The following is a 20,009-nucleotide window of genomic DNA, read 5'->3' as shown; positions in this document are numbered from 1 at the left end:
TCAGTTTGACGCGGTCAGGCCGAAGCTTCCTGCGCCTTCAGCTCCAGACGGCGGGCGTGCAGCACCGGCTCGGTATAGCCCGAGGGCTGGACCCGCCCCTTGAACACCAGATCGCAGGCTGCCTGGAACGCGATGGTGTCAAAGCCCGGCGCCATCGGACGGTAGCTGTTGTCGCCGCGGTTCTGGTCATCCACCACCTTGGCCATCTTACGCAGAGCGCCCATGACTTCCTCCTCTGAAACAACGCCGTGATGCAGCCAGTTGGCGATATGCTGGGCAGAAATCCGGCAGGTGGCGCGGTCCTCCATCAGGCCAACATCGTTGATGTCCGGCACCTTTGAGCAGCCGACGCCCTGGTCGATCCAGCGCACCACATAGCCTAGGATCCCTTGCGCGTTGTTGTCTACTTCGCGGGCGATCTGCTGCGGCGTCCACTTGCGGTAGGTGGCCAGCGGGATTTCCAGGATGCCGTCCACATGGGCGCGGCGGCCGCCGGCCTTGAGCTTCTTTTGCACCGCAAACACATCCACTTTGTGATAGTGCAGCGCGTGCAGGGTGGCGGCGGTCGGGCTGGGCACCCAGGCGCAGTTGGCGCCGGATTTCGGATGCTCGATCTTCTGCTCCAGCATCGCCGCCATCATGTCGGGCATCGCCCACATGCCCTTGCCGATCTGCGCCTTGCCGGACAGGCCGCACTCCAGGCCGACATCCACGTTCAGGTTCTCATAGGCGCCGATCCAGGCCTTGCGCTTGATGAAATCCTTGCGCGAGAACGGCCCCGCCTCCATCGAGGTGTGGATTTCGTCGCCAGTGCGGTCCAGGAAGCCGGTGTTGATAAAGGCCACCCGGTGCTTGGCGGCGCGGATGCATTCCTTGAGGTTCACCGAGGTGCGGCGCTCCTCATCCATGATGCCGATCTTCACGGTGTGGCGCGGCAGGCCCAGGATATCCTCGACCTTATCAAAGATCCGGTCGGTGAAGGCCACTTCCTCCGGCCCGTGCATTTTGGGTTTCACCACATAGACCGACCCCAGGGCAGAGTTGCCGCCGTCGCGCTTCAGGTCGTGCTTGGCGATCAGAACGGTGATCAGTGCGTCCAGCAGGCCCTCATAGGCCTCGTTGCCGTCCTTATCCAGAACTGCCGGGTTGGTCATCAGATGGCCGACATTGCGCACCCACAACAGGGCACGGCCCTTCACGGTCTTGGCAGTGCCATCCGGCGCGGTGAAGCCGAAGTCCGGGTTCAGGCGGCGGGTAATGATCTTGCCGCCCTTTTCCAGGTTGGTCTCCAAGTCGCCCTTCATCAGGCCCAGCCAGTTTGAATAGGCCAGCACCTTGTCCTCGGCATCGACGCAAGCAACCGAGTCCTCGCAATCCATGATCGCAGACATAGCGCTTTCAAGCCGCACATCGGCGAGGCCCGCTTGGTCGCGGGCGCCAATCGCGTGGGCGCGGTCAAAGACCAGCTCCACATGCAGCCCGTTGTCGCGCAGCAGCACCGATTCCGGCGCCTTGGGGTTGCCGCGGTAGCCTGCAAATTTCTCCGGCTGGGCCAGCTGCAGGTCGTCGATCAACAGCTGGCCGTCCTGCACGTAATACCGGCGCACGTCGGCGTGGCTGGCACCGTCGATCGGAAAAGCCTCGTCCAGGAATACCCGTGCCCGTGCCACCACCCGCGCGCCGCGGCCCTTGTCATAGCCGCCCTTAGGCGCCGGGGTTCCCATCGCGTCGGTGCCATAGAATGCGTCATACAGGCTGCCCCAGCGCGCGTTTGCCGCGTTCAGCGCATAGCGGGCGTTGGTGATCGGCACCACCAGCTGCGGACCGGGCACCGATGCGATCTCCGGGTCCACGTTCTGCGTCTCGATCTCGAAATCACCGCCCTCTGGCAGCAGGTAACCGATCTCCGCCAGGAACGCCTTATAGGCTTCGTGGTCATGCGGCTTGTCGCGGTTGGCGATGTGCCATGCATCGATCTTGGCTTGGATCTCTTCCCGTTTGGCCAGCAGCGCCCGGTTTTCCGGCCCGAACCCGTTCACCAGCTCCGCCAGGCCTTTCCAGAACGCCTCCGCCTCGACACCGGTGCCGGGCAGCGCCTGTTTCTCAACGAAATCCGCCAGTTCCGGCGCAACCTGAATTCCCTGTTTTTCGTCCCGGCTCATGACTTGCTCCTTCCGGCGGTACACCACTGTATGCTGTTACCTAGTTAGGGCAGAAGTTTCCGATCAGCAACAAAACAGCCTCCCGGTGAAACCGAACGCAATTTCTTGATTTTCAAGAAAGTGCCGAAAAGATTTCCGAAAATGCAGCGCCTGACGCCGGCCCTCCAAACAGCACAAAGGCGCGCAGGTTACCCTGCACGCCCCGCAAACATGCTTTACTGGACCGCCGGTCAGTCAGCGGTCCCGTCAATGACCGCCTGCACCTCTTCGGCGGAGGCCGGCGCTTCCACCTTGTCCTGCTCGCCGCCGCGATCAAACACCATCAGCAGGAACAGCCCCAGCGCGATCAGTGCAAACACAACCACGGCGCCGATCCCCAGCAAGGAGGGCTTGTGCTTATTCTTCTGACGCTCGACGTTGGTATCCGGGGCGGACATGGCGGAACTCCTTTCAATAACAAATTGAGGCGCAGGACGGCTTGCCGCTCCGCCCGGTGTTGCCTACGACTATGGTAACTACGTGCCGGCCCCCGCTCGGGTTCCATTAAAAACGAGGTTCCGCCGTGAAAGATGCAAGCCCCGCCACCGCCCCCAAGACGTTCTACCTGAAAGATTACACGCCCTTCGGGTATGACGTGGAAAGCATTCACCTGACCTTCCGCCTGGCACCGGAGACCACCCGCGTGCTCAGCAAGATCCGGTTTGCGCCCAAGGCAGATGCGTCGGACAGGACCTTCTTCCTGCACGGCGAGGAGCTGAAGCTGATTTCCGCCCGGATCGACGGCCAAGAGGTAACGCCGGAGCTGGTGGACGGCGGCCTCAAATGCGATGTGCCCAGCGCTCCCTTCACCTGGGAAGCTGAGGTAGAGATCAACCCTGCCGGCAACACCGCGCTGGAGGGGCTATACATGTCCAACCGCATGTATTGCACCCAATGCGAGGCCGAGGGATTCCGCAAGATCACCTATTACCCGGACCGCCCAGACGTGATGTCCACCTTCACTGTGCGTATTGAGGGCGACGAGCCGGTGCTGCTCTCAAACGGCAACCCCACAGGCCAGGGAGAGGGGTGGGCCGAATGGCACGACCCTTGGCCGAAACCGGCCTATCTGTTCGCGCTGGTGGCTGGCGATCTGGTCAATTACCCCGGCCAGTTCACCACCAGGTCCGGCAAGGCGGTAGAGCTGAACATCTGGGTCCGCCCCGGCGACGAAAACAAGTGCGCCTTTGGCATGGAGGCGCTGAAGAAGTCGATGAAATGGGACGAGGACGTCTATGGCCTCGAATACGACCTGAAGCTGTTCAACATCGTGGCTGTCGATGACTTCAACATGGGCGCGATGGAGAACAAGGGGTTGAACATATTCAACTCGTCCTGCGTTCTGGCCTCGCCTGAAACCTCCACAGATGCCAATTTCGAACGGATCGAGGCGATTATCGCCCATGAGTACTTCCACAACTGGACCGGCAACCGCATCACCTGCCGCGACTGGTTCCAGCTGTGTCTGAAGGAAGGGCTGACGGTGTTCCGCGACGCGCAGTTTACGGCCGACATGCGGTCCGAGCCGGTGAAGCGGATCGACGACGTGATCGCCCTGCGCGCCCGCCAGTTCCCGGAGGATAACGGCCCCCTCGCCCATCCGCCGCGGCCCGAAGCCTTTCAGGAAATCAACAACTTCTACACCGCCACGGTCTATGAGAAGGGCGCCGAGGTGATCGGCATGCTGAAGCGGCTGGTGGGGGATGAGAACTATTACAAGGCGCTGAAGCTTTACTTTGAGCGCCACGATGGCCAGGCCTGCACCATCGAGGACTGGCTGAAAGTATTCGAGGACGCAACGGGCCGCGACCTCAGCCAGTTCAAACTGTGGTACAGCCAGGCCGGCACCCCGCGCCTGAAGGTTTCCGAGGATTACGCGGACGGCACCTATACCCTGACGTTCGAGCAATCTACGCCACCCACCCCCGGCCAGCCGGAGAAGGACCCGCGGGTGATCCCGGTGGCGGTCGGCCTGCTGTCCCCCAACGGCGACGAGGTGCGCGGCACAGAAGTGCTGGAACTGACCGAAGCCAAGCAGAGCTTTACCTTCGACGGCCTCGCCTCCAAACCGGTGCCCTCGATCCTGCGGGAATTCTCCGCCCCGGTGATCCTGGAGCGCGAAACCACCAACGCCGAGCGCGCCTTTCTGCTGGCCCATGACACCGACCCGTTCAACCGCTGGGAGGCCGGCAACGCGCTGGCCAAGGAGGTCCGTGTCGCGATGGTGCTGGACGGCAGCGCCCCCGATGCGGCCTATCTGGATGCACTGGAAAAACTGGTGCGCGACGACGATCAGGACCCGGCCTTCCGCGCCCTGGTTCTGACGCCGCCCAGCCAGTCGGATATTGCGCAAACCCTGCATGAGCGCGGCTTCACCCCCGATCCGCAAAAGATCTATGACGCGGCTGAGACCTTTGCCCAGACCCTTGCGCAGCAGCTGGAAACCAGCCTGCCCCGGCTGTATGCCGCCACCACGGTTGAAGGCCCTTATGAACCGGATGCCGAGGGCGCAGGCAAACGCGCCCTCAACGGCCGCATCCTGTCACTGCTGACCCGTCTTGACGGCGGCGATCAGGCCGCGCGCCAGTACCAGGCCGCGGATAACATGACCCAGCAGTACGCCGCCCTTGGCGCGCTGATGAAGGCCGAGAAGGGCGAGGCGCAAAGCCAGGCCTTCTTCGATCAATGGCAGGACGACCGGCTGGTGATGGACAAGTGGTTTGCGCTGCAAATTGCTTGCGCCGCACCGGAGAAAGCCGCCGCCGCCGCAGCGGAGCTTACCCGGCACCCGATGTTCGACATGAAGAACCCCAACCGCTTCCGCGCGGTGATGGGGGCGCTGGCGGGCAACCACGCGGGCTTCCACCATGCCAGCGGCGAAGGCTATCAGCTGCTGGCGGACAATCTGATCGCGCTGGACAAGCTGAACCCGCAGACCACCGCCCGGATGTGCGCGGCCTTCCAGACCTGGAAGCGCTATGACGCGGGCCGCCAGTCGCTGATCCGTGCGCAGCTGACGCGGATTGCAGGAACAGACGGTCTCAGCCGCGACACAAATGAAATGGTCACCCGGATCCTGGATGCCTGAGACGCCCGGAAAACCTGCCCCGGCGGAGCCCTACAGCTTCTCCCGCCGGGGCCGTTCCAACACCGCTATTCTCGCGACGGGCGGCTGGCTGGCGGTCCTGCTGGTGCTGTGGCTGGTGCTGGACGCGGCCCTGTGGCTGACGGTCCTGCTGGCCCTGCCAGCCCTGCCTGCCCTTCTGGACCTGATCCGCAACCCTCTGGCAGGGCTTAGGATTTCCCGAAACCGCATCGAATGGTTCAGCGGCGGGCTGACTGGTGAAGCAGATCTCAGCGAGATTGACCGGGTGCGTTTCGACACCCGCTGGGACCTCTCGGTGCGGGCCACGCTGGTTCTGCGCAACGGCAAGCGCATCCGCCTGCCGCAGGAGGCCACCCCGCCGCACGCCGAAGCTGACGCGGAATTCCAAAAGTGCGGGCTGCGCACGGAGCGGCACCATTTCACGGCCTTCTGACCGCCGCCCGTCAAAGCCCCGCCAAAACAATTTAGGATTGTCGGCAGTGAAAGGCGATTAACCGCCTGTGCGCGGGAACTTCCCCACTGCCGCCATCTTTGCGCCCCATTGCCTGAGGAAACTGAGACCAACGATAAGCTGCCACTCTTCAGGAAGCAAAAATGCTCACACAGTCTCGACAGGCACGGGATCTTCTGTCCCGGATTTCAGATCTGATGTCCCGCAGCTCCCGGCCCGCCAGCCGCCCGGGTCCTGCGCCCGCTCCGCCCCCCGCTGACGCGCTGCTGAACCGGAGCCTGGAAGACAGCCTGTCCATCCCGATCCGCAGCGCCGAAGGCGATCCCGACTGCCTGCAAGCGCAGGACCACGGACAGTTCCTGGCCCGCCAGGAACGCTGGGAGGACCTCTCCAGCGCGATCCGGGAAGCAGACGACAGCCGCGCTGCCGCCCGCTGCGGCCTGCCGCTGGCCGATCTCATCGCCTATGGCGCCCGTGCCGACGTGGTGAATGCCACCGAACATGCCCTGGCCGAGCAAAAGGATGCCGGCAATCGCAGCCTGATCCGCGGCCTGATGGCGTTTGAGGCGCTGCGGGCAGAGCACCGCCACGATCCCTATCTGACCGCCCTGGTGGCACTGGCCCATATCGACATCGGCTGGGCCTGGCGCAGCCCCGGCAATGCTCCTGCAGCCCCGGCCTCCAGCCAGCGCCGATGCGCCGCCCATTTCGACCGCGCCGCCGCCCTGCTGGAGCCGATTGCGGAGGACAGCAAAGACAGTCCCTTCCTCAAATCGGCGCAATGCGCCCTGTTTGCCGGCAGCACCAGCGGTACCCTGCCGGTGGCGGATGCCTTTGGCGCCCTGATCGACCTGGCCCCGGCCAACCACCGCCACATGCGCACCCTCGGCACCCATATGCTGCCGCGCTGCTCAGGCTCTTATGCGGCACTGGAGCTGGAGGCCCGCCGGACCGCGGCGCGCACTGCGCAGACTTGGGGGGCGGGCGGCTATACCTGGGTTTATTTCGACGCCATCGCCATCGACGATCAGGCCTGCGCCCGGGTCGATACCCGCTTTTTCCTCGACGGCCTCAGGGACATCGTGCAGGCCAACCCGTCGCAGGAGATGATCAACCTCTTGGCGGCCTATTGCACCGTCGCCCTGCGCAAGGGGCTGGGGCAGAACCTGCAGGCTGACGTTCCCCGGCTGAAGATATCCGAAGCCGCCAGCTGGTTGATCCGCGACCACCTGAACGAACTGCACCCGCTGGTCTGGGCCCACGCAGAGGAAGGCTTCGACAACAGCGCCCGCATCCGCTCTGTCAGCCACTTTGCGGCCCGCGGCCACGCCGGCGCATTGCAGGCCATCGCAGGCCAGTTCCGCGACGAGATCGAGAACGGCCAAACTGTCGCCTTTACCGAACAAGGACTGGAATTCAGCCCCGCTTGAGGCGCAGAACGCAGCTTTCACACATCGATGCATTTCAGCCATCAGCGGTAGCCGCCGCCCGTCGCGCCAACGGCGGGCGCGTTCCGCACGCGCCCGGGCAGACGCTCACCGCAATACTTCTGCGGACGCAGCCAGCCCGTGCACACTCTGCCCTGATCGAATTGGGGCCGAAGCCCCGTTTCGTCATTTCTTCTTAAAGGCGTCCATCAAGGCCGCCCCCAGCGCGCCGGTTCCCTGATCCCTGCCCTGACCGCCCTTGGGTCCAGAAGTCATCTTACCCCTGCCGCCCGGCTGCCGGCCCGGCTTGCCGCCCCGGCGCGGGGCCGCTCCTTTGGCCGGGCCGCGGGCATTGCGGTCCTCCTTAGCCGAGGCACCGCCGTCCTTCTTCATGGTCAGGCCGATGCGTTTCCGTCCCACATCCACCTCGGTCACCGTCACCTTCACCACCTGACCGGTTTTCACCACCTCGTGCGGGTCTTTCACAAACCGGTCGGCCAACTGGCTCACATGCACCAGCCCGTCCTGATGCACGCCGATGTCGACAAATGCGCCAAAGGCCGCGACGTTGGTCACCGTGCCCTCCAGCACCATGCCGGGCTTCAGGTCGGTAATCGCCTCCACCCCATCCTTGAAAGAGGCGGTCACGAAGGACGGGCGCGGGTCGCGGCCCGGCTTCTCCAGCTCCTGAAAAATGTCCCGCACCGTCGGCAGGCCAACATCGCCGCCCACAAAATCTTCGGCACGCAAGGACTTCAGCGCCGCGCCGTCCCCCATGATCTGGCGGATATCCCGCCCGCAGGCGGCCACGATCTTGCGCGCCACATCATAGCTTTCAGGGTGAACCGAGGACGCATCCAGCGGCTCCCTACCGTCGCGGATACGCAGGAAGCCCGCGCATTGTTCAAACGCCTTGGGACCAAGGCGCACAACCTTCAGCAGCTCCTTGCGAGAGGCAAATGCGCCGTTCATGTCCCGGTGCGCCACAATCGCCTCCGCCAGACCGGGGCCAAGGCCCGACACATGGCTCAGCAGCGGGGCTGAGGCCATGTTGAGGTCGACGCCCACCGCGTTCACCACATCCTCGATCACCGCTTCCAGCGATTTCGACAGTTTGTGCTGGTCCACATCATGCTGATACTGGCCGACGCCGATGCTCTTGGGTTCGATCTTCACCAGCTCCGCCAACGGGTCCTGCAGGCGCCGCGCAATCGACACCGCCCCGCGCAAGCTTACGTCCAGATCCGGGAATTCCCGAGCCGCCAGCTCAGACGCGGAATAGACCGAGGCGCCGGCCTCTGACACCACAACCTTGGTCGGCGTCTTGATCTTGGCGGGCAGGTGTTTCAGCACCTCCGCCACCATCCGCTCGGTCTCGCGGCTGGCGGTGCCGTTGCCGATGGCGATCAGCTCCACGCCGTGTTCGGCAATCAGTTTCACAATCGACACCTGCGCCCCGCGCAGGTCGTTCTTCGGCTGGAACGGGTACAACGTCTCGGTGGCCACCAATTTCCCGGTTGCATCGACCACTGCCGCCTTGACGCCGGTGCGAATGCCCGGGTCCAGCCCGAGAGTCGGCCGCGCACCGGCCGGAGCTGCGAACAGCAGGTCTTTGAGGTTGCGGGCAAAGACCTGAATGGCGTCCTCCTGCGCGCGGCCCCGCAAATCGCCCATCAGCTCCAGCATCATCGACAGCGACAGCTTCACCCGCCAGGTCCAGCCCGCCACCTTGCGCAGCCAGACATCGCCCGGCCCGTTACCGCCCGCGCCCAACTCCGCCGCCACCATCGCCTCGGCCCGGGCCACGCCCTCTTCCGGCTCCGGCCCCACGTCCAGCGTCAGCACGCCCTCATTGGAGCCTCGCAGCATCGCCAGCGCCCGGTGCGAGGGCACGTCCGCCCAGCGCTCGGAATGGGCGAAGTAGTCGGAGAACTTGGCGCCCTCCTGCTCCTTGCCCTCGATAACCTTGGCTGTGAGCACCGCCTCCTTCTGCAGGAATTCCCGCAGCCGGCCCAAGAGCGTTGCGTTCTCGGTCAGCCGCTCGGTCAGGATATCCCGCGCGCCGTTCAGCGCATCCTTCACCGTGGCCACGGCCTCAGTGATATAACCTTCCGCCAATTTCTCCGGATCGGCGCTGCGGTCGGCCAGGATGGCATCTGCCAGCGGCTCCAGCCCGTTCTCCTTGGCGATCATCGCCTTGGTGCGCCGCTTGGGCTTGTAAGGCAGATAGATATCCTCCAGCTGCGCCTTGGTCTCTGCCTTGGCGATTGAGGCCGCCAGGTCGTCGGTCAGCTTATCCTGCCCCTTGATCGACTCGAGGATGGCGGCGCGCCGCTTTTCCAGCTCGCGCAGATACTCCAGACGCTCCGCTAGGGTGCGCAGCTGAGTGTCATCCAAGCCCCCCGTCGCCTCCTTCCGGTAGCGCGCGACAAAGGGCACGGTGGCGCCTTCATCCAGCAGCGCCACTGCAGCGCTCACCTGCTTGGCGGCGGCGCCGATCTCTGTGGCAATTGTCTGGCTGATGCGGGCGGATGTGTCCAAGGCGGCCTCCTGAAGTTCTGCTCGGGCTGCCAGTTCTAGCCCTCCTGATGCACCCCGCCAAGAGGCTGAATCAGGCACAGGCGAACCATCGCGAAGGGCAGCGCCTGTCCGCGGGCGGAAGCGCAGCGCCCGCCCATAGGGGCGGTCGGGCGCTGCGCGGGCTTCCAGCCCGTGCTATTCATAGGGGCTTCAGCCCGCTTCAAAGCTCTCTGCGCCACCTGCCCTCTTGCTCCTCCGCGCCGCCGGGCCTAGAACGCTGTGCAACGGAAATTGACATTGTGCTGATGAAACATCGCACCACGTCACTGCAACTGACATTCGGATACGGCGGAAAACCATGCTCGACCTGACATATGAACTCCCCAAGCCCAAGGTGATCGCGGGCGCCAAGCATGACTGGGAACTGGTCATCGGCATGGAGGTGCATGCCCAGGTCAGCTCCAATGCCAAGCTGTTCTCCGGCGCCTCCACCAAGTTCGGCGCCGAGCCGAACTCCAACGTGGCTTTCGTGGATGCGGCAATGCCCGGCATGCTGCCGGTGATCAACGAATACTGCGTCGAGCAGGCGGTGCGCACTGGCTTGGGTCTCAAGGCGGACATCAACCTTTGGTCGGCTTTTGACCGCAAGAACTACTTTTACCCCGACCTGCCGCAGGGGTACCAGATCTCGCAGCTTTATCACCCCATCGTGGGCGAAGGCGAAGTGCTGGTGGAACTGGGCGACGGCACTGCCCGCAATGTGCGGGTCGAGCGTATCCACATGGAGCAGGACGCCGGCAAATCCATCCACGACATGGACCCGCATATGTCCTTTGTCGACCTGAACCGCACCGGCGTCTGCCTGATGGAGATCGTCTCCCGCCCCGACATCCGCGGGCCCGAGGAAGCGGCGGCCTACATCGCCAAGCTGCGCCAGATCATGCAGTACCTGGGCACTTGCGACGGCAACATGCAGAACGGCAACCTGCGCGCCGACGTGAACGTTTCGGTCTGCCTGCCGGGCCAGTACGAGAAGTACCAGGAAACCCAGGACTTCAGCCACCTCGGCACCCGCTGCGAGATCAAGAACATGAACTCCATGCGCTTCATCCAGCAAGCCATCGAGGTCGAGGCGCGCCGCCAGATCGCCATCCTTGAGGCCGGCGGAGAGATCGTGCAGGAGACCCGCCTGTATGACCCGGATAAGGGCGAGACCCGCTCCATGCGCTCCAAGGAAGAGGCGCACGACTACCGTTATTTCCCCGACCCCGACCTGCTGCCGCTGGAGATCGAACAGGACTGGGTGGACGGCATCGCCGCCAATCTGCCGGAACTGCCGGACGAGAAAAAGGCGCGCTTCATCAACGACTTCGGCCTCAGCGACTATGACGCCTCGGTGCTGACCGCGGATGTGGAATCGGCGGCCTTCTTTGAAGAAACTGCAAAGGGCCGCAGCGGCAAGCTGGCCGCCAACTGGGTCATCAACGAGCTGTTCGGCCGCCTGAAGAAAGAAGATCACGCGATCACCGAGTCCCCGGTTTCCCCCGCCCAGCTGGGCGGCATCATCGACCTGATCGCCTCGGATGCGATCTCCGGCAAGATCGCCAAGGACCTGTTCGAAATCGTCTACACCGAAGGCGGCGACCCGGCGCAGATCGTCGAAGACCGCGGGATGAAGCAGGTGACCGATACCGGCGCCATCGAGACCGCCTTGGACGAGATCATCGCCGCCAACCCGGCGCAGGTGGAGAAGGCCAAGGTGAACCCGAAACTGGCAGGCTGGTTTGTCGGCCAGGTGATGAAGGCCACCGGCGGCAAGGCCAACCCCAAGGCGGTGAACGAGCTGGTCGCCAAGAAACTGGTCGGCTGATCCCGGCGGAAAACGGATTAGCGAAGGGCGCCCCTTGCGGCGCCCTTTTTCGTGCCGAAACGAGGGTGCCATGCGTGCACCCTCTGTACACCCCTTGTGCACCGGGCGGTGCCATTCAGACCCTTCGCCCAGCGGCACGCCGGGCAGCTCCCGACCGCCCCCATGGGCGGGGGCTATGCCCCCGCCCGCCCCCCCCGTGGGCGGGGTCTGCCCTTTCTGTCCTGCTACACTCTGCGCTGGGATTTCTCCCTGCCTTGACCTTCCCCGCGCCAGCGGCTTTCCTCCACCCAAAATCCCGGAGGTTTCATGACCCGCATTTTTGACCAAGAGCTCGAGGACCGTCTGGTCCGCTATGCCGCCATCGACAGCCAAAGCGACGAGACCTCGGCCACCACGCCCAGCACCGCGATCCAGTTCGACATGCTGAACCTGCTGGTGAGCGAACTGCAGGAGATCGGCGCTGAGGATGTCACACTCACGGACTACGGCGTGGTGCTGGCCACTGTTCCGGCCACCGCGCCGGGGCCGGCCATCGGTTTCCTCGCCCATGTCGACACCGCGCCGCAGTTCAACGCAACCGGCGTCAAGCCGCGTGTGATCAAAGGCTACGATGGCACTGACATCACCTTCCCCGACAACCCGGACCTGGTGCTGTCCCCGGAAAAATCCCCCTACCTCGCCTCCAAACAGGGCGACGACCTGATCACCGCCTCCGGCCTCACCCTTTTGGGCGCCGACGACAAGGCGGGCGTGGCCATCGTGATGACGCTGGCCCGGCACTTGCTGGCACATCCGGACATCAAGCACCCGCACATCCGCCTCGCCTTCACCCCGGACGAGGAGATCGGCCGCGGTGTGGGCGCGCAGCTTCCCAAGGATCTGGGCGTGGCGTTCGCCTATACGCTCGACGGCGGCGACGCGGGCGAGATCGTCTATGAAAGCTTTTCTGCCGACCGGGCGGTGGTGCGCATCAAGGGGGTCTCGATCCACCCCGGCTGGGCTAAGGAGAAGCTGGTGAACGCCGCGCATCTGGCGGCCAAGATCGTTCAGACCCTGCCGCAGGCCACGATGACACCGGAAACCACGGACGGGCGCAAGGGGTTCATCCATATCACCGACATGAACGGCGGGTCTTCGGAGATGGAGATCAAGCTGATCCTGCGCGATTTCGAGCTGGACGGGCTGGCCGCCAAGGGCGATCTGCTGCGCAAGGTCTGCGAGGCTGTGCAGGCCTCGGAACCGCGGGCGGAGATTGCCTGCGAAATCCACCCGCAATACCGCAACATGCGGTACTGGCTGGAAAACGACATGACCCCGGTGGAGCTGGCGCTGGAAGCCTGCAAGGCGCATGGAATCGCCCCAATCACGGCCCCGATCCGCGGCGGCACAGACGGCTCACGGCTGACTGAGTTGGGGGTGCCGACCCCAAACATCTTCACCGGCATGCAAAACGTGCACGGACCATTGGAGTGGATCTCTGTGCAGGACATGGCCAAGGCCACAGACGTTTGCCTGACGCTGGTGCAAATGGCGGCGGGAAAGGACTGAACCGGCTGGGAAGACCGGAATTTTACGAAAAATCCGGCCCGGAAAACACGTGATCTCCGAGCTGTTTGCCGCGCCGGAGACCGGCGGGCCGGCGCCCATGCGCAGCCTTTCCGGCCCCTTGACCCCTTCCCCCCATCCGCTAAACCTGCAAGCCGAAACAGGAGACGTTCATGCAAGCATTTGAGTACAAGGTTGTCCCCGCCCCGGCCAAGGGCACCAAGGCAAAGGGGGTGAAGACACCCGAGGCGCGCTTTGCCAATTCGATCGAGATCCTGCTGAACGAAATGGCGGCGGAGGGCTGGGAGTTCCAGCGCGCAGAACTGCTGCCGAGCGAGGAGCGCTCCGGCCTGACCGGCTCCAGCACAAACTGGCGCAATGTGATGGTGTTCCGCCGCGCGCTTGCCGCGGAGCAGGCGGGAACCGCATCCGCTCCGGCCGAGGCCGCCGCAGTGGAGTTCCGCCACAGCGAACCGCCGCTGACCGCCACTGCAGGCGACCCCGAAGCCCCCGGCGGCGCCACGCCGGTTCCGGGCGCCGGCGCCTCCAAGATGCAGGCCGATGATGGTGTGGAAGAGCTCAGCCCGGTGTCCGGCGTGACCACGGCACTGAAAAACCGGGCCGCGCAGAAGGGCGACGGGGAGGACTGATCCTCCCCGGTACTGGGATCAGACGCCGGTATCCAGTGCCAGCGCGTGGATGCGCGGCACGATACCGCCCAACGCCTTGTGCACGGCACGGTGCTGCGCCACCCGGTTCATGCCTTCAAAGGCCTCTGTGCGGATCCGCACCGCAAAATGGCTCTCGCCCGAGCCGTCGTCGCCCGCGTGGCCCGCGTGTTTGTGGCTTTCGTTCACCACCTCCAGCGCGCTTGGCGCAAAGGCCGCCAGCAGCGCCGCTTCCATTTCCTGCTTCACGTTCATTTTCCGCTCATCCCCATATTTTTTGCCTGCGCCCCCTTCTATCTGGCGCACCTTAGACTAAACTGCTGCCTCCGAGTCGAACAGATGCGTCTAGAAGGTGCGCCCCATGACCAAATCCGATCCCTTTGGCTTCGATATGTCCGTCCGCTCTGCCAAGAAGAAGAACCCGCGCGGGCGGCGGGCCGCTACCGGTGCGTCCGAAACCTCCGTGCGCGTCTGCGACAAGGACGGCTGCGAGGAAGCCGGCAAGTTCCGCGCGCCCAAGGCGCCCGACGTGCTGGATGATTTCTACTGGTTCTGCCAGGAGCACGTGCGCGAATATAACAACAAGTGGAACTTCTTCGAAGGCACCACCGAGGCAGAGCTGAATGCGCAGCGCTCCAAGGACAAGGTCTGGGAGCGTGAGACCAAGCCGATGGGCGACCCCGAGGCCCGCGCCTGGGCGCGGCTGGGCATCGAGGACCCGCATCAGGTTCTGGGCGCCAATGCCACCCAGAACCCGGGCCGCGCCGCCAAGACCGGCCGCCGCCTGCCCCCGACCGAGCGCCGCGCGATCGAAATCCTCGAGGCCAAGGACGACTGGTCCAAGGCCGATATCCGCAAAGCCTACAAGAAGCTGATCAAGGTGCTGCACCCGGACATGAACGGCGGCGACCGCAGCCAGGAGGAGCAGCTGCAGGAGGTCATGTGGGCCTGGGATCAGATCAAGGACAGCCGCAGCTTCAAGTAAGCCCGGCAAACTACCGATTTGCGAAGAGCGGCCTGGGGCCGCTCTTTTTTTGCCCCCCCTGCAGCTGAGGAATACAGCCTGCTTTAACCACCGGGTTCAGCGCTTATCCCAAAGGGTAGGCAGGCTCGCTTTTGCTCCCGGCTCAGCGGCGGTCCTACACTTTTGCCAGCGCGCGCCTTCACCAACTCCCGTGTAGATTGAAAACATCAGCGGAACCCGCTCCCGGGACCGCCACTCTCGCACAGGAGACCGCCCATGCACCGCCTCGTCATCACCGCCAAGCTCGCCGCCGGCACCACCCATCAGCAGATCGCCCGGTTTATCAGCCAGAACCGCCCGCCGATGCAGAAAGGCGGCGCCACCGGAATGATGATCCGCAGCGGCGGGACCGTTCACATTATCCTGGAAGGCCCCGAAGCCGTGATGCAGGCCACTGCCGGTGCGGCCGCGTCAAGCGGGATCTTCACGTCGGCAGAAGCGGCGCAGAAGATGCCGATCCGCTGCCGTGTCTTCGATGGCATCTGCCTGGCTTATGCCAAACCGGAGCAGCTGGGCGCCGGCATGCGCCGTGAAGTTGCCATGCTGACCGGCCTGGACGTGCCGCCGCAGGCGCTGGCCGCCTGACCCTCGCGCCCGCGCCTGGGCCGGGTCAGGAAGGCCATCCCGGCGCGGCTCCTCCCCCCTGCCGGGCAGAGCCAGGAAATCCTGGGCACGCGCCCCCATGAAATGCAGGCAGCTTGGCAATATCATCTTAAGGTTGCATCGCTAATCTGGATAAAACTTCGTTGTGGGGGCACGAAGATGCATATCCAGGGATTGGCACCGGCTTACATAAAGACCCTGTTGGGCAGCCCGGCGGCAGCCGCGGGGCAGGCATCTGCGCCGCTGCAGGACCGGGCAAGCCTGTATCAGCCAGGACAGACCATAACCGATCCAACAGCCTATTCTGCGCCTGCCGCTGTCAGCCTTGTGTTGCCGGAGCGGACGCAGGCCGCACTGGACCGCATCCAATCCATCATTGAAAACGAACAGGTGAATTTGCGCAAAAACCTCCTTCAGTCCATCACCGAGGATCTGAGCCAGGGGTTGGACGAGAAACAAAAGCAGGAACTGGCCGAAGAGCTAAAGAGCCTGAAGCTCAGCAACTTTTCCCGGCACGACTACCCGGGAAGGCAGTTTTCGGAGAAGACCCTCGACGCAAAACAGCTGATGTCCCGGCTGGAAAGCGAAACCTGGGAAGCAACCAAGGGCCTGGAGGTAGCGATCTCCATTGCGTATTTCGGCCAGGATCATGTGGAAATGACCCGCGAGGAACTGGTTGACCTTACCATTACCCGCGGTGTCGAACGCCAGATCAAGGCCATGAAACGGGTGTCTGAGACCACCAATTCCGAACAGTACCGCACCCTGGCCGCTCGGGACAGCTCTGTGCCGCGGGCGGTTCCCCCGCTGAGCGCGGAGGACGAAGCTGCCATCCGGGCAGATCTTCTGGCACACCGCCGGGCGCAATACGAACGGGGTGAGCTGGATATCGAGATCAAGGTGTTTTCCAGCACATGGGCCGCCACCTACAATGAGCCCTACACCATCATCGGGATGGCTGACGGCCAGCAGGTCACGAATGAGGCAAACGCCAGCCCGTTCCGGGACGAATGGGAAATGACCGAACACCGCAAGGCTCTCTTCCGCCGGGGGATTGCGCACCATGGGCGAGAGCAATACGCCCCTTCCCTCGCACAACATGCCCATCGCGAGGAGATCCTGAGGGATATCTACAGCTGATGCGGAACCGCTGAAAGGGCGGGCCCGGGCCCGGACAGGCGCCGCTGGCACGGCGCTGGGTAAGCGGTCTTTTGCCGAAACTTATTGATAGACTTTTTATTTCTTTGACCCGCCCCGCAGTCACCGGTTAGGCAAAGATGTGCCGGCCGCAGCCTACCCCCCCAAGCTACGCGGTCGCCGGCAAAACGCGCCCCCTGCTGCCCGGCCGGGGGCGCAGTGCGTCTGCCCCCGCCCGTCTGTCCAGTTCCGCTGCAATCGCGGCGTCAGCTGGCTTCCTGCCACAGTTCCCCTTGCCCTCGCGCGCCAGATCGGGCACCAATCCCGCGGATTGGACCCTGATGGCAGGGAAGCGGTATAAGGATCGACGGCGATGACCGATGGCTTTGTGGATATGAATGCGAAACCGACCGAAACCATTTCGGTCCGCGATGTCTTCGGCATCGAAACCGACATGACGATCAAGGGTTTCGCCGAAGGCTCCGAACGCGTCCCGGCGCTGGATCCGACCTACAAATTCGACCCGGAAACCACGCTGGCGATTCTGGCGGGCTTCAGCCACAACCGCCGTGTGATGATCCAGGGCTACCACGGCACCGGCAAATCGACCCATATCGAACAGGTCGCCGCCCGCCTCAACTGGCCCTCCGTGCGCGTCAACCTCGACAGCCACATTTCCCGGATCGACCTGATCGGCAAGGACGCGATCAAGCTGCGCGACGGTAAGCAGGTGACCGAATTCCACGAGGGCATCCTGCCCTGGGCGTTGCGCAACCCGGTTGCCATCGTGTTCGACGAATACGACGCCGGCCGCGCCGACGTGATGTTCGTGATCCAGCGGGTGCTGGAGCATGACGGCAAGCTGACCCTGCTGGACCAGAACGAGATCATCACTCCGAACCCGTTCTTCCGCCTGTTCGCGACCGCCAACACCGTTGGCCTGGGCGACACCACCGGGCTCTATCACGGCACCCAGCAGATCAACCAGGCGCAGATGGACCGCTGGTCGCTGGTCTCGACCCTGAACTACCTGAGCCACGACGCCGAAAGCGCCATCGTTCTGTCCAAGGCACCGCATTACAACACCGAGAAGGGCCGCAAGACCATCAGCCAGATGGTGACCGTGGCCGACCTCACCCGCACCGCCTTCATGAACGGCGACCTGTCGACCGTGATGTCGCCGCGCACGGTGATCAACTGGGCCCAGAACGCCGAGATCTTCCGCGATGTGGGCTATGCCTTCCGCCTGTCGTTCCTGAACAAATGCGACGAGCTGGAGCGCCAGACCGTGGCCGAGTTCTACCAGCGCTGCTTTGACGAAGAGCTGCCGGAGAGCGCCGCGAGCGTTTCGCTGGGGTAACAGCAATGTGCCGCCCGGCCGAAAGGCCGGGCAGTGCCCGTCCGCCCCCATGGGCGGGCACTTCGTTTCCCGCCCGCGGCCGGGCACCGCCCTCTGAAGTAATCGAAGAAGGCTGGACAAAGGCTGCACTTGGCGGAATGCTTCGACCAAGGACACCTTGCGACCATGAAAAAGCCCAACGACAACCCCGCCGATCCGTTCAAGAAGGCGCTGGCCGAAGCCACCAAGGTTATGGCCGACGACCCGGAACTGTCGGTGAGTTATACCGTCGACCCCTCGGGGCTGTCGGGCGACTCGATGCGGCTGCCGCAGGTCTCCCGCCGGATGAGCCGCGAGGAGGTGCTGCTGGCCCGCGGCACCGCGGATGCGCTGGCGCTGCGCCACAAGTTCCACGACGACGCCACCCACGCAAAGTATGTGCCGCAGGGCGAAATGGCCCGCGACCTCTATGAGGCGATGGAAACCGCCCGCTGCGAGGCGATGGGCGCGCGCCACATGCCCGGCACCGCCTCGAACATCGACGTGAAAATCCGCAATGAGTCGATCCGGCGCGGCTATGACCAGATGAAATCCTCCTCCGAGGCGCCGCTGGCCGCTTCGGCCGGCTATCTGATCCGCCACCTGGCCACCGGCCGCGAGCTGCCGGAAGGCGCTGCCAACATCATGGAGCTGTGGCGCGGCTTCATCGAATCCCAGGCCGGCGGCACGCTGGAGAACCTGGATGAGACCATTGCCGACCAGGCTGCATTCGCCAAGCTGGCGCGGCAGGTGATCTCTGACCTTGGCTACGGCGACCAGCTGGGCGATGACCCGGATGAGCTGGACGACGAGGCAAACGACGAGGCCGAGGACAACGCCGAAGAGCAAGACGATCCGGACAGCACCGGACAGGACGACTCCGAGGAGGAGCAGGCCGACGCCTCCCCTGAACAGAGCCAGGAGCAGCAGCAGGACGAAAGCCAGGCCCAGGTCTCGATGGACGAAATGGCTGACGAGGAGCTGGCCGAGGACACCGAGATGCCCGACGGCGAGGCCCCGCTGGAGCCGCCGGCGCCGCCGCCGGCCTCCGAGGCCGATCCGGACTACAAGGTGTTTCTGGATACCCACGACGAGGAAATCGCCGCCGAGGAGCTGGCCGAGCCTGCCGAGCTGGAGCGCCTGCGCGCCTACCTCGACCAGCAGCTGGAGCCCCTGAAGGGCGCGGTGTCGCGGCTGGCCAACAAACTGCAGCGCCGCCTGCAGGCGCAGCAGAACCGCTCCTGGGAGTTTGACCGCGAGGAAGGCATCCTGGATGCCGGGCGCCTCGCCCGCGTGGTGGCCAACCCGACCACGCCGCTCTCGTTCAAGGTCGAAAAGGACACCGAGTTCCGCGACACCGTGGTGACACTGCTTCTGGACAACTCCGGCTCGATGCGCGGCCGCCCGATCTCCATCGCGGCGATCTGCGCCGACGTTCTGGCCCGCACCCTGGAGCGCTGCAACGTGAAGGTCGAAATCCTCGGCTTCACCACCCGCGCCTGGAAGGGTGGCCTGGCCCGCGAGGCCTGGCTGAACGAGGGCCGCCCGCAGCAGCCCGGCCGCCTCAACGACCTGCGCCACATCATCTACAAGGGCGCGGATGCCCCGATGCGCCGCACCCGCACCAACCTGGGTCTGATGATGAAAGAGGGCCTCTTGAAGGAAAACATCGACGGCGAGGCGCTGGAATGGGCCCACCGCCGGATGATGCATCGTCACGAGGCGCGCAAGATCCTGATGGTGATCTCCGACGGTGCTCCGGTCGATGATTCGACACTGTCGGTGAACCCTGCGAGCTATCTGGAGAAACACCTGCGCGACGTGATCGCCATGGTGGAGAAGAAAAAGCAGGTGGAGCTTCTGGCGATCGGTATCGGCCACGACGTGACCCGCTACTACGAGCGTGCGGTGACGATTACAGACGTGGAGCAGCTGGCCGGCGCGATGACAGAGCAATTGGCCGCCCTTTTCGATAGCGACCCGCGCGCCCGCGCCCGGGTCATGGGCATCAAGCGCGCCAGCTGACGCCTCCCCGCGCTGCAGCAGCGGGCATCTCCCGCGTCTGCGGCCTGCATCTTG

The 20,009-nt window shown here is 64.3% G+C and carries 15 protein-coding genes; 11 read left to right on the top strand and 4 right to left on the bottom strand.

Annotation, left to right across the window (positions count from 1 at the left end; translation table 11 throughout):
- Positions 1 to 14: 14 nt before the first annotated feature.
- Together ACTRWG_RS12885 and ACTRWG_RS12880 are read right to left on the bottom strand one after the other, a co-directional pair.
- Entirely contained in the window at positions 15 to 2,162 is a 2,148-nt protein-coding gene (locus ACTRWG_RS12885) for a malate synthase G (protein WP_027237042.1), read from the bottom strand.
- Positions 2,163 to 2,392: 230 nt separating this feature from the next.
- Entirely contained in the window at positions 2,393 to 2,599 is a 207-nt protein-coding gene (locus tag ACTRWG_RS12880; RefSeq protein WP_027237041.1) for a hypothetical protein, read from the bottom strand.
- 125 nt (positions 2,600 to 2,724) lie between these two features.
- Between ACTRWG_RS12880 and pepN the strand changes: the two genes are divergently transcribed.
- From pepN to ACTRWG_RS12865, 3 genes are all read left to right on the top strand, one after another.
- Positions 2,725 to 5,289, top strand: coding sequence for an aminopeptidase N (pepN, locus tag ACTRWG_RS12875; RefSeq protein WP_027237040.1), 2,565 nt, complete (start codon positions 2,725 to 2,727; stop codon positions 5,287 to 5,289).
- The gene (locus ACTRWG_RS12870; RefSeq protein ID WP_245597387.1) at positions 5,258 to 5,740 is read left to right on the top strand and encodes a hypothetical protein; all 483 of its coding nucleotides are present in this window, start codon (positions 5,258 to 5,260) and stop codon (positions 5,738 to 5,740) included. Before pepN ends, ACTRWG_RS12870 begins: the two co-directional genes overlap by 32 nt.
- A 215-nt stretch (positions 5,741 to 5,955) precedes the next feature.
- Entirely contained in the window at positions 5,956 to 7,188 is a 1,233-nt protein-coding gene (locus ACTRWG_RS12865) for a hypothetical protein (protein ID WP_245597386.1), read from the top strand.
- Between the two features lie 183 nt (positions 7,189 to 7,371).
- On the opposite strand, the gene ACTRWG_RS12860 is transcribed toward ACTRWG_RS12865, so the two are convergent.
- A complete protein-coding gene (locus ACTRWG_RS12860; RefSeq protein WP_462829394.1) occupies positions 7,372 to 9,726 on the bottom strand; it encodes a Tex family protein in 2,355 nt (784 codons plus the stop codon).
- A 337-nt stretch (positions 9,727 to 10,063) separates the two neighbouring features.
- Between ACTRWG_RS12860 and gatB the strand changes: the two genes are divergently transcribed.
- The 3 genes from gatB to ACTRWG_RS12845 all read left to right on the top strand — a co-directional run bounded on the left by gatB (position 10,064) and on the right by ACTRWG_RS12845 (position 13,770).
- Entirely contained in the window at positions 10,064 to 11,575 is a 1,512-nt protein-coding gene (gene gatB, locus ACTRWG_RS12855) for an Asp-tRNA(Asn)/Glu-tRNA(Gln) amidotransferase subunit GatB (RefSeq protein WP_027237035.1), read from the top strand.
- A 306-nt stretch (positions 11,576 to 11,881) separates the two neighbouring features.
- Positions 11,882 to 13,123, top strand: a complete 1,242-nt coding sequence (gene pepT, locus ACTRWG_RS12850; RefSeq protein WP_027237034.1) for a peptidase T — start codon at positions 11,882 to 11,884, stop codon at positions 13,121 to 13,123.
- A 170-nt stretch (positions 13,124 to 13,293) separates the two neighbouring features.
- Positions 13,294 to 13,770, top strand: coding sequence for a DUF4177 domain-containing protein (locus ACTRWG_RS12845; RefSeq protein ID WP_027237033.1), 477 nt, complete (start codon positions 13,294 to 13,296; stop codon positions 13,768 to 13,770).
- An 18-nt stretch (positions 13,771 to 13,788) separates the two neighbouring features.
- Here ACTRWG_RS12845 and ACTRWG_RS12840 read toward each other — a convergent pair whose 3' ends face one another.
- Positions 13,789 to 14,043 carry a BolA family protein gene (locus ACTRWG_RS12840; protein ID WP_027237032.1) on the bottom strand — a complete coding sequence of 85 codons (255 nt, stop codon included), beginning with the start codon at positions 14,041 to 14,043 and terminating at the stop codon, positions 13,789 to 13,791.
- 106 nt (positions 14,044 to 14,149) lie between these two features.
- Here ACTRWG_RS12840 and ACTRWG_RS12835 point away from each other — a divergent pair, with 106 nt between their 5' ends.
- From ACTRWG_RS12835 to cobT, 5 genes are all read left to right on the top strand, one after another.
- Complete coding sequence (locus ACTRWG_RS12835; RefSeq protein ID WP_027237031.1) at positions 14,150 to 14,773, top strand: DnaJ domain-containing protein; 624 nt, start codon at positions 14,150 to 14,152, stop codon at positions 14,771 to 14,773.
- 255 nt (positions 14,774 to 15,028) lie between these two features.
- Positions 15,029 to 15,397: a hypothetical protein gene (locus tag ACTRWG_RS12830; RefSeq protein ID WP_027237030.1), complete on the top strand. Its 369-nt coding sequence runs from the start codon at positions 15,029 to 15,031 to the stop codon at positions 15,395 to 15,397.
- 102 nt (positions 15,398 to 15,499) lie between these two features.
- Entirely contained in the window at positions 15,500 to 16,555 is a 1,056-nt protein-coding gene (locus ACTRWG_RS12825) for a hypothetical protein (protein ID WP_462829393.1), read from the top strand.
- Between the two features lie 370 nt (positions 16,556 to 16,925).
- Positions 16,926 to 17,912, top strand: a complete 987-nt coding sequence (cobS, locus tag ACTRWG_RS12820; RefSeq protein WP_027237028.1) for a cobaltochelatase subunit CobS — start codon at positions 16,926 to 16,928, stop codon at positions 17,910 to 17,912.
- A 165-nt stretch (positions 17,913 to 18,077) separates the two neighbouring features.
- Complete coding sequence (gene cobT, locus ACTRWG_RS12815; RefSeq protein ID WP_027237027.1) at positions 18,078 to 19,955, top strand: cobaltochelatase subunit CobT; 1,878 nt, start codon at positions 18,078 to 18,080, stop codon at positions 19,953 to 19,955.
- Positions 19,956 to 20,009: the final 54 nt, after the last annotated feature.

The sequence above is a fragment of the Leisingera sp. G5_S3_59_S7 genome (assembly GCF_054968485.1).
Note: the sequence above shows the minus strand (reverse complement) of the source record. Positions and strands in the feature narration are given on the sequence as shown.

What these genes read in the sequence shown, in the direction of transcription:
- ACTRWG_RS12880 (WP_027237041.1), bottom strand. Translation starts at nt 2,599, where the DNA reads ATGTCCGCCCCGGATACCAACGTCGAGCGTCAGAAGAATAAGCACAAG.
- cobT (WP_027237027.1), top strand. Translation starts at nt 18,078, where the DNA reads ATGAAAAAGCCCAACGACAACCCCGCCGATCCGTTCAAGAAGGCGCTG.
- ACTRWG_RS12835 (WP_027237031.1), top strand. Translation starts at nt 14,150, where the DNA reads ATGACCAAATCCGATCCCTTTGGCTTCGATATGTCCGTCCGCTCTGCC.
- ACTRWG_RS12865 (WP_245597386.1), top strand. Translation starts at nt 5,956, where the DNA reads ATGTCCCGCAGCTCCCGGCCCGCCAGCCGCCCGGGTCCTGCGCCCGCT.
- cobS (WP_027237028.1), top strand. Translation starts at nt 16,926, where the DNA reads ATGACCGATGGCTTTGTGGATATGAATGCGAAACCGACCGAAACCATT.
- ACTRWG_RS12870 (WP_245597387.1), top strand. Translation starts at nt 5,258, where the DNA reads ATGAAATGGTCACCCGGATCCTGGATGCCTGAGACGCCCGGAAAACCT.
- ACTRWG_RS12830 (WP_027237030.1), top strand. Translation starts at nt 15,029, where the DNA reads ATGCACCGCCTCGTCATCACCGCCAAGCTCGCCGCCGGCACCACCCAT.
- pepT (WP_027237034.1), top strand. Translation starts at nt 11,882, where the DNA reads ATGACCCGCATTTTTGACCAAGAGCTCGAGGACCGTCTGGTCCGCTAT.
- gatB (WP_027237035.1), top strand. Translation starts at nt 10,064, where the DNA reads ATGCTCGACCTGACATATGAACTCCCCAAGCCCAAGGTGATCGCGGGC.
- ACTRWG_RS12825 (WP_462829393.1), top strand. Translation starts at nt 15,500, where the DNA reads ATGCAGGCAGCTTGGCAATATCATCTTAAGGTTGCATCGCTAATCTGG.
- ACTRWG_RS12840 (WP_027237032.1), bottom strand. Translation starts at nt 14,043, where the DNA reads ATGAACGTGAAGCAGGAAATGGAAGCGGCGCTGCTGGCGGCCTTTGCG.
- ACTRWG_RS12885 (WP_027237042.1), bottom strand. Translation starts at nt 2,162, where the DNA reads ATGAGCCGGGACGAAAAACAGGGAATTCAGGTTGCGCCGGAACTGGCG.
- ACTRWG_RS12845 (WP_027237033.1), top strand. Translation starts at nt 13,294, where the DNA reads ATGCAAGCATTTGAGTACAAGGTTGTCCCCGCCCCGGCCAAGGGCACC.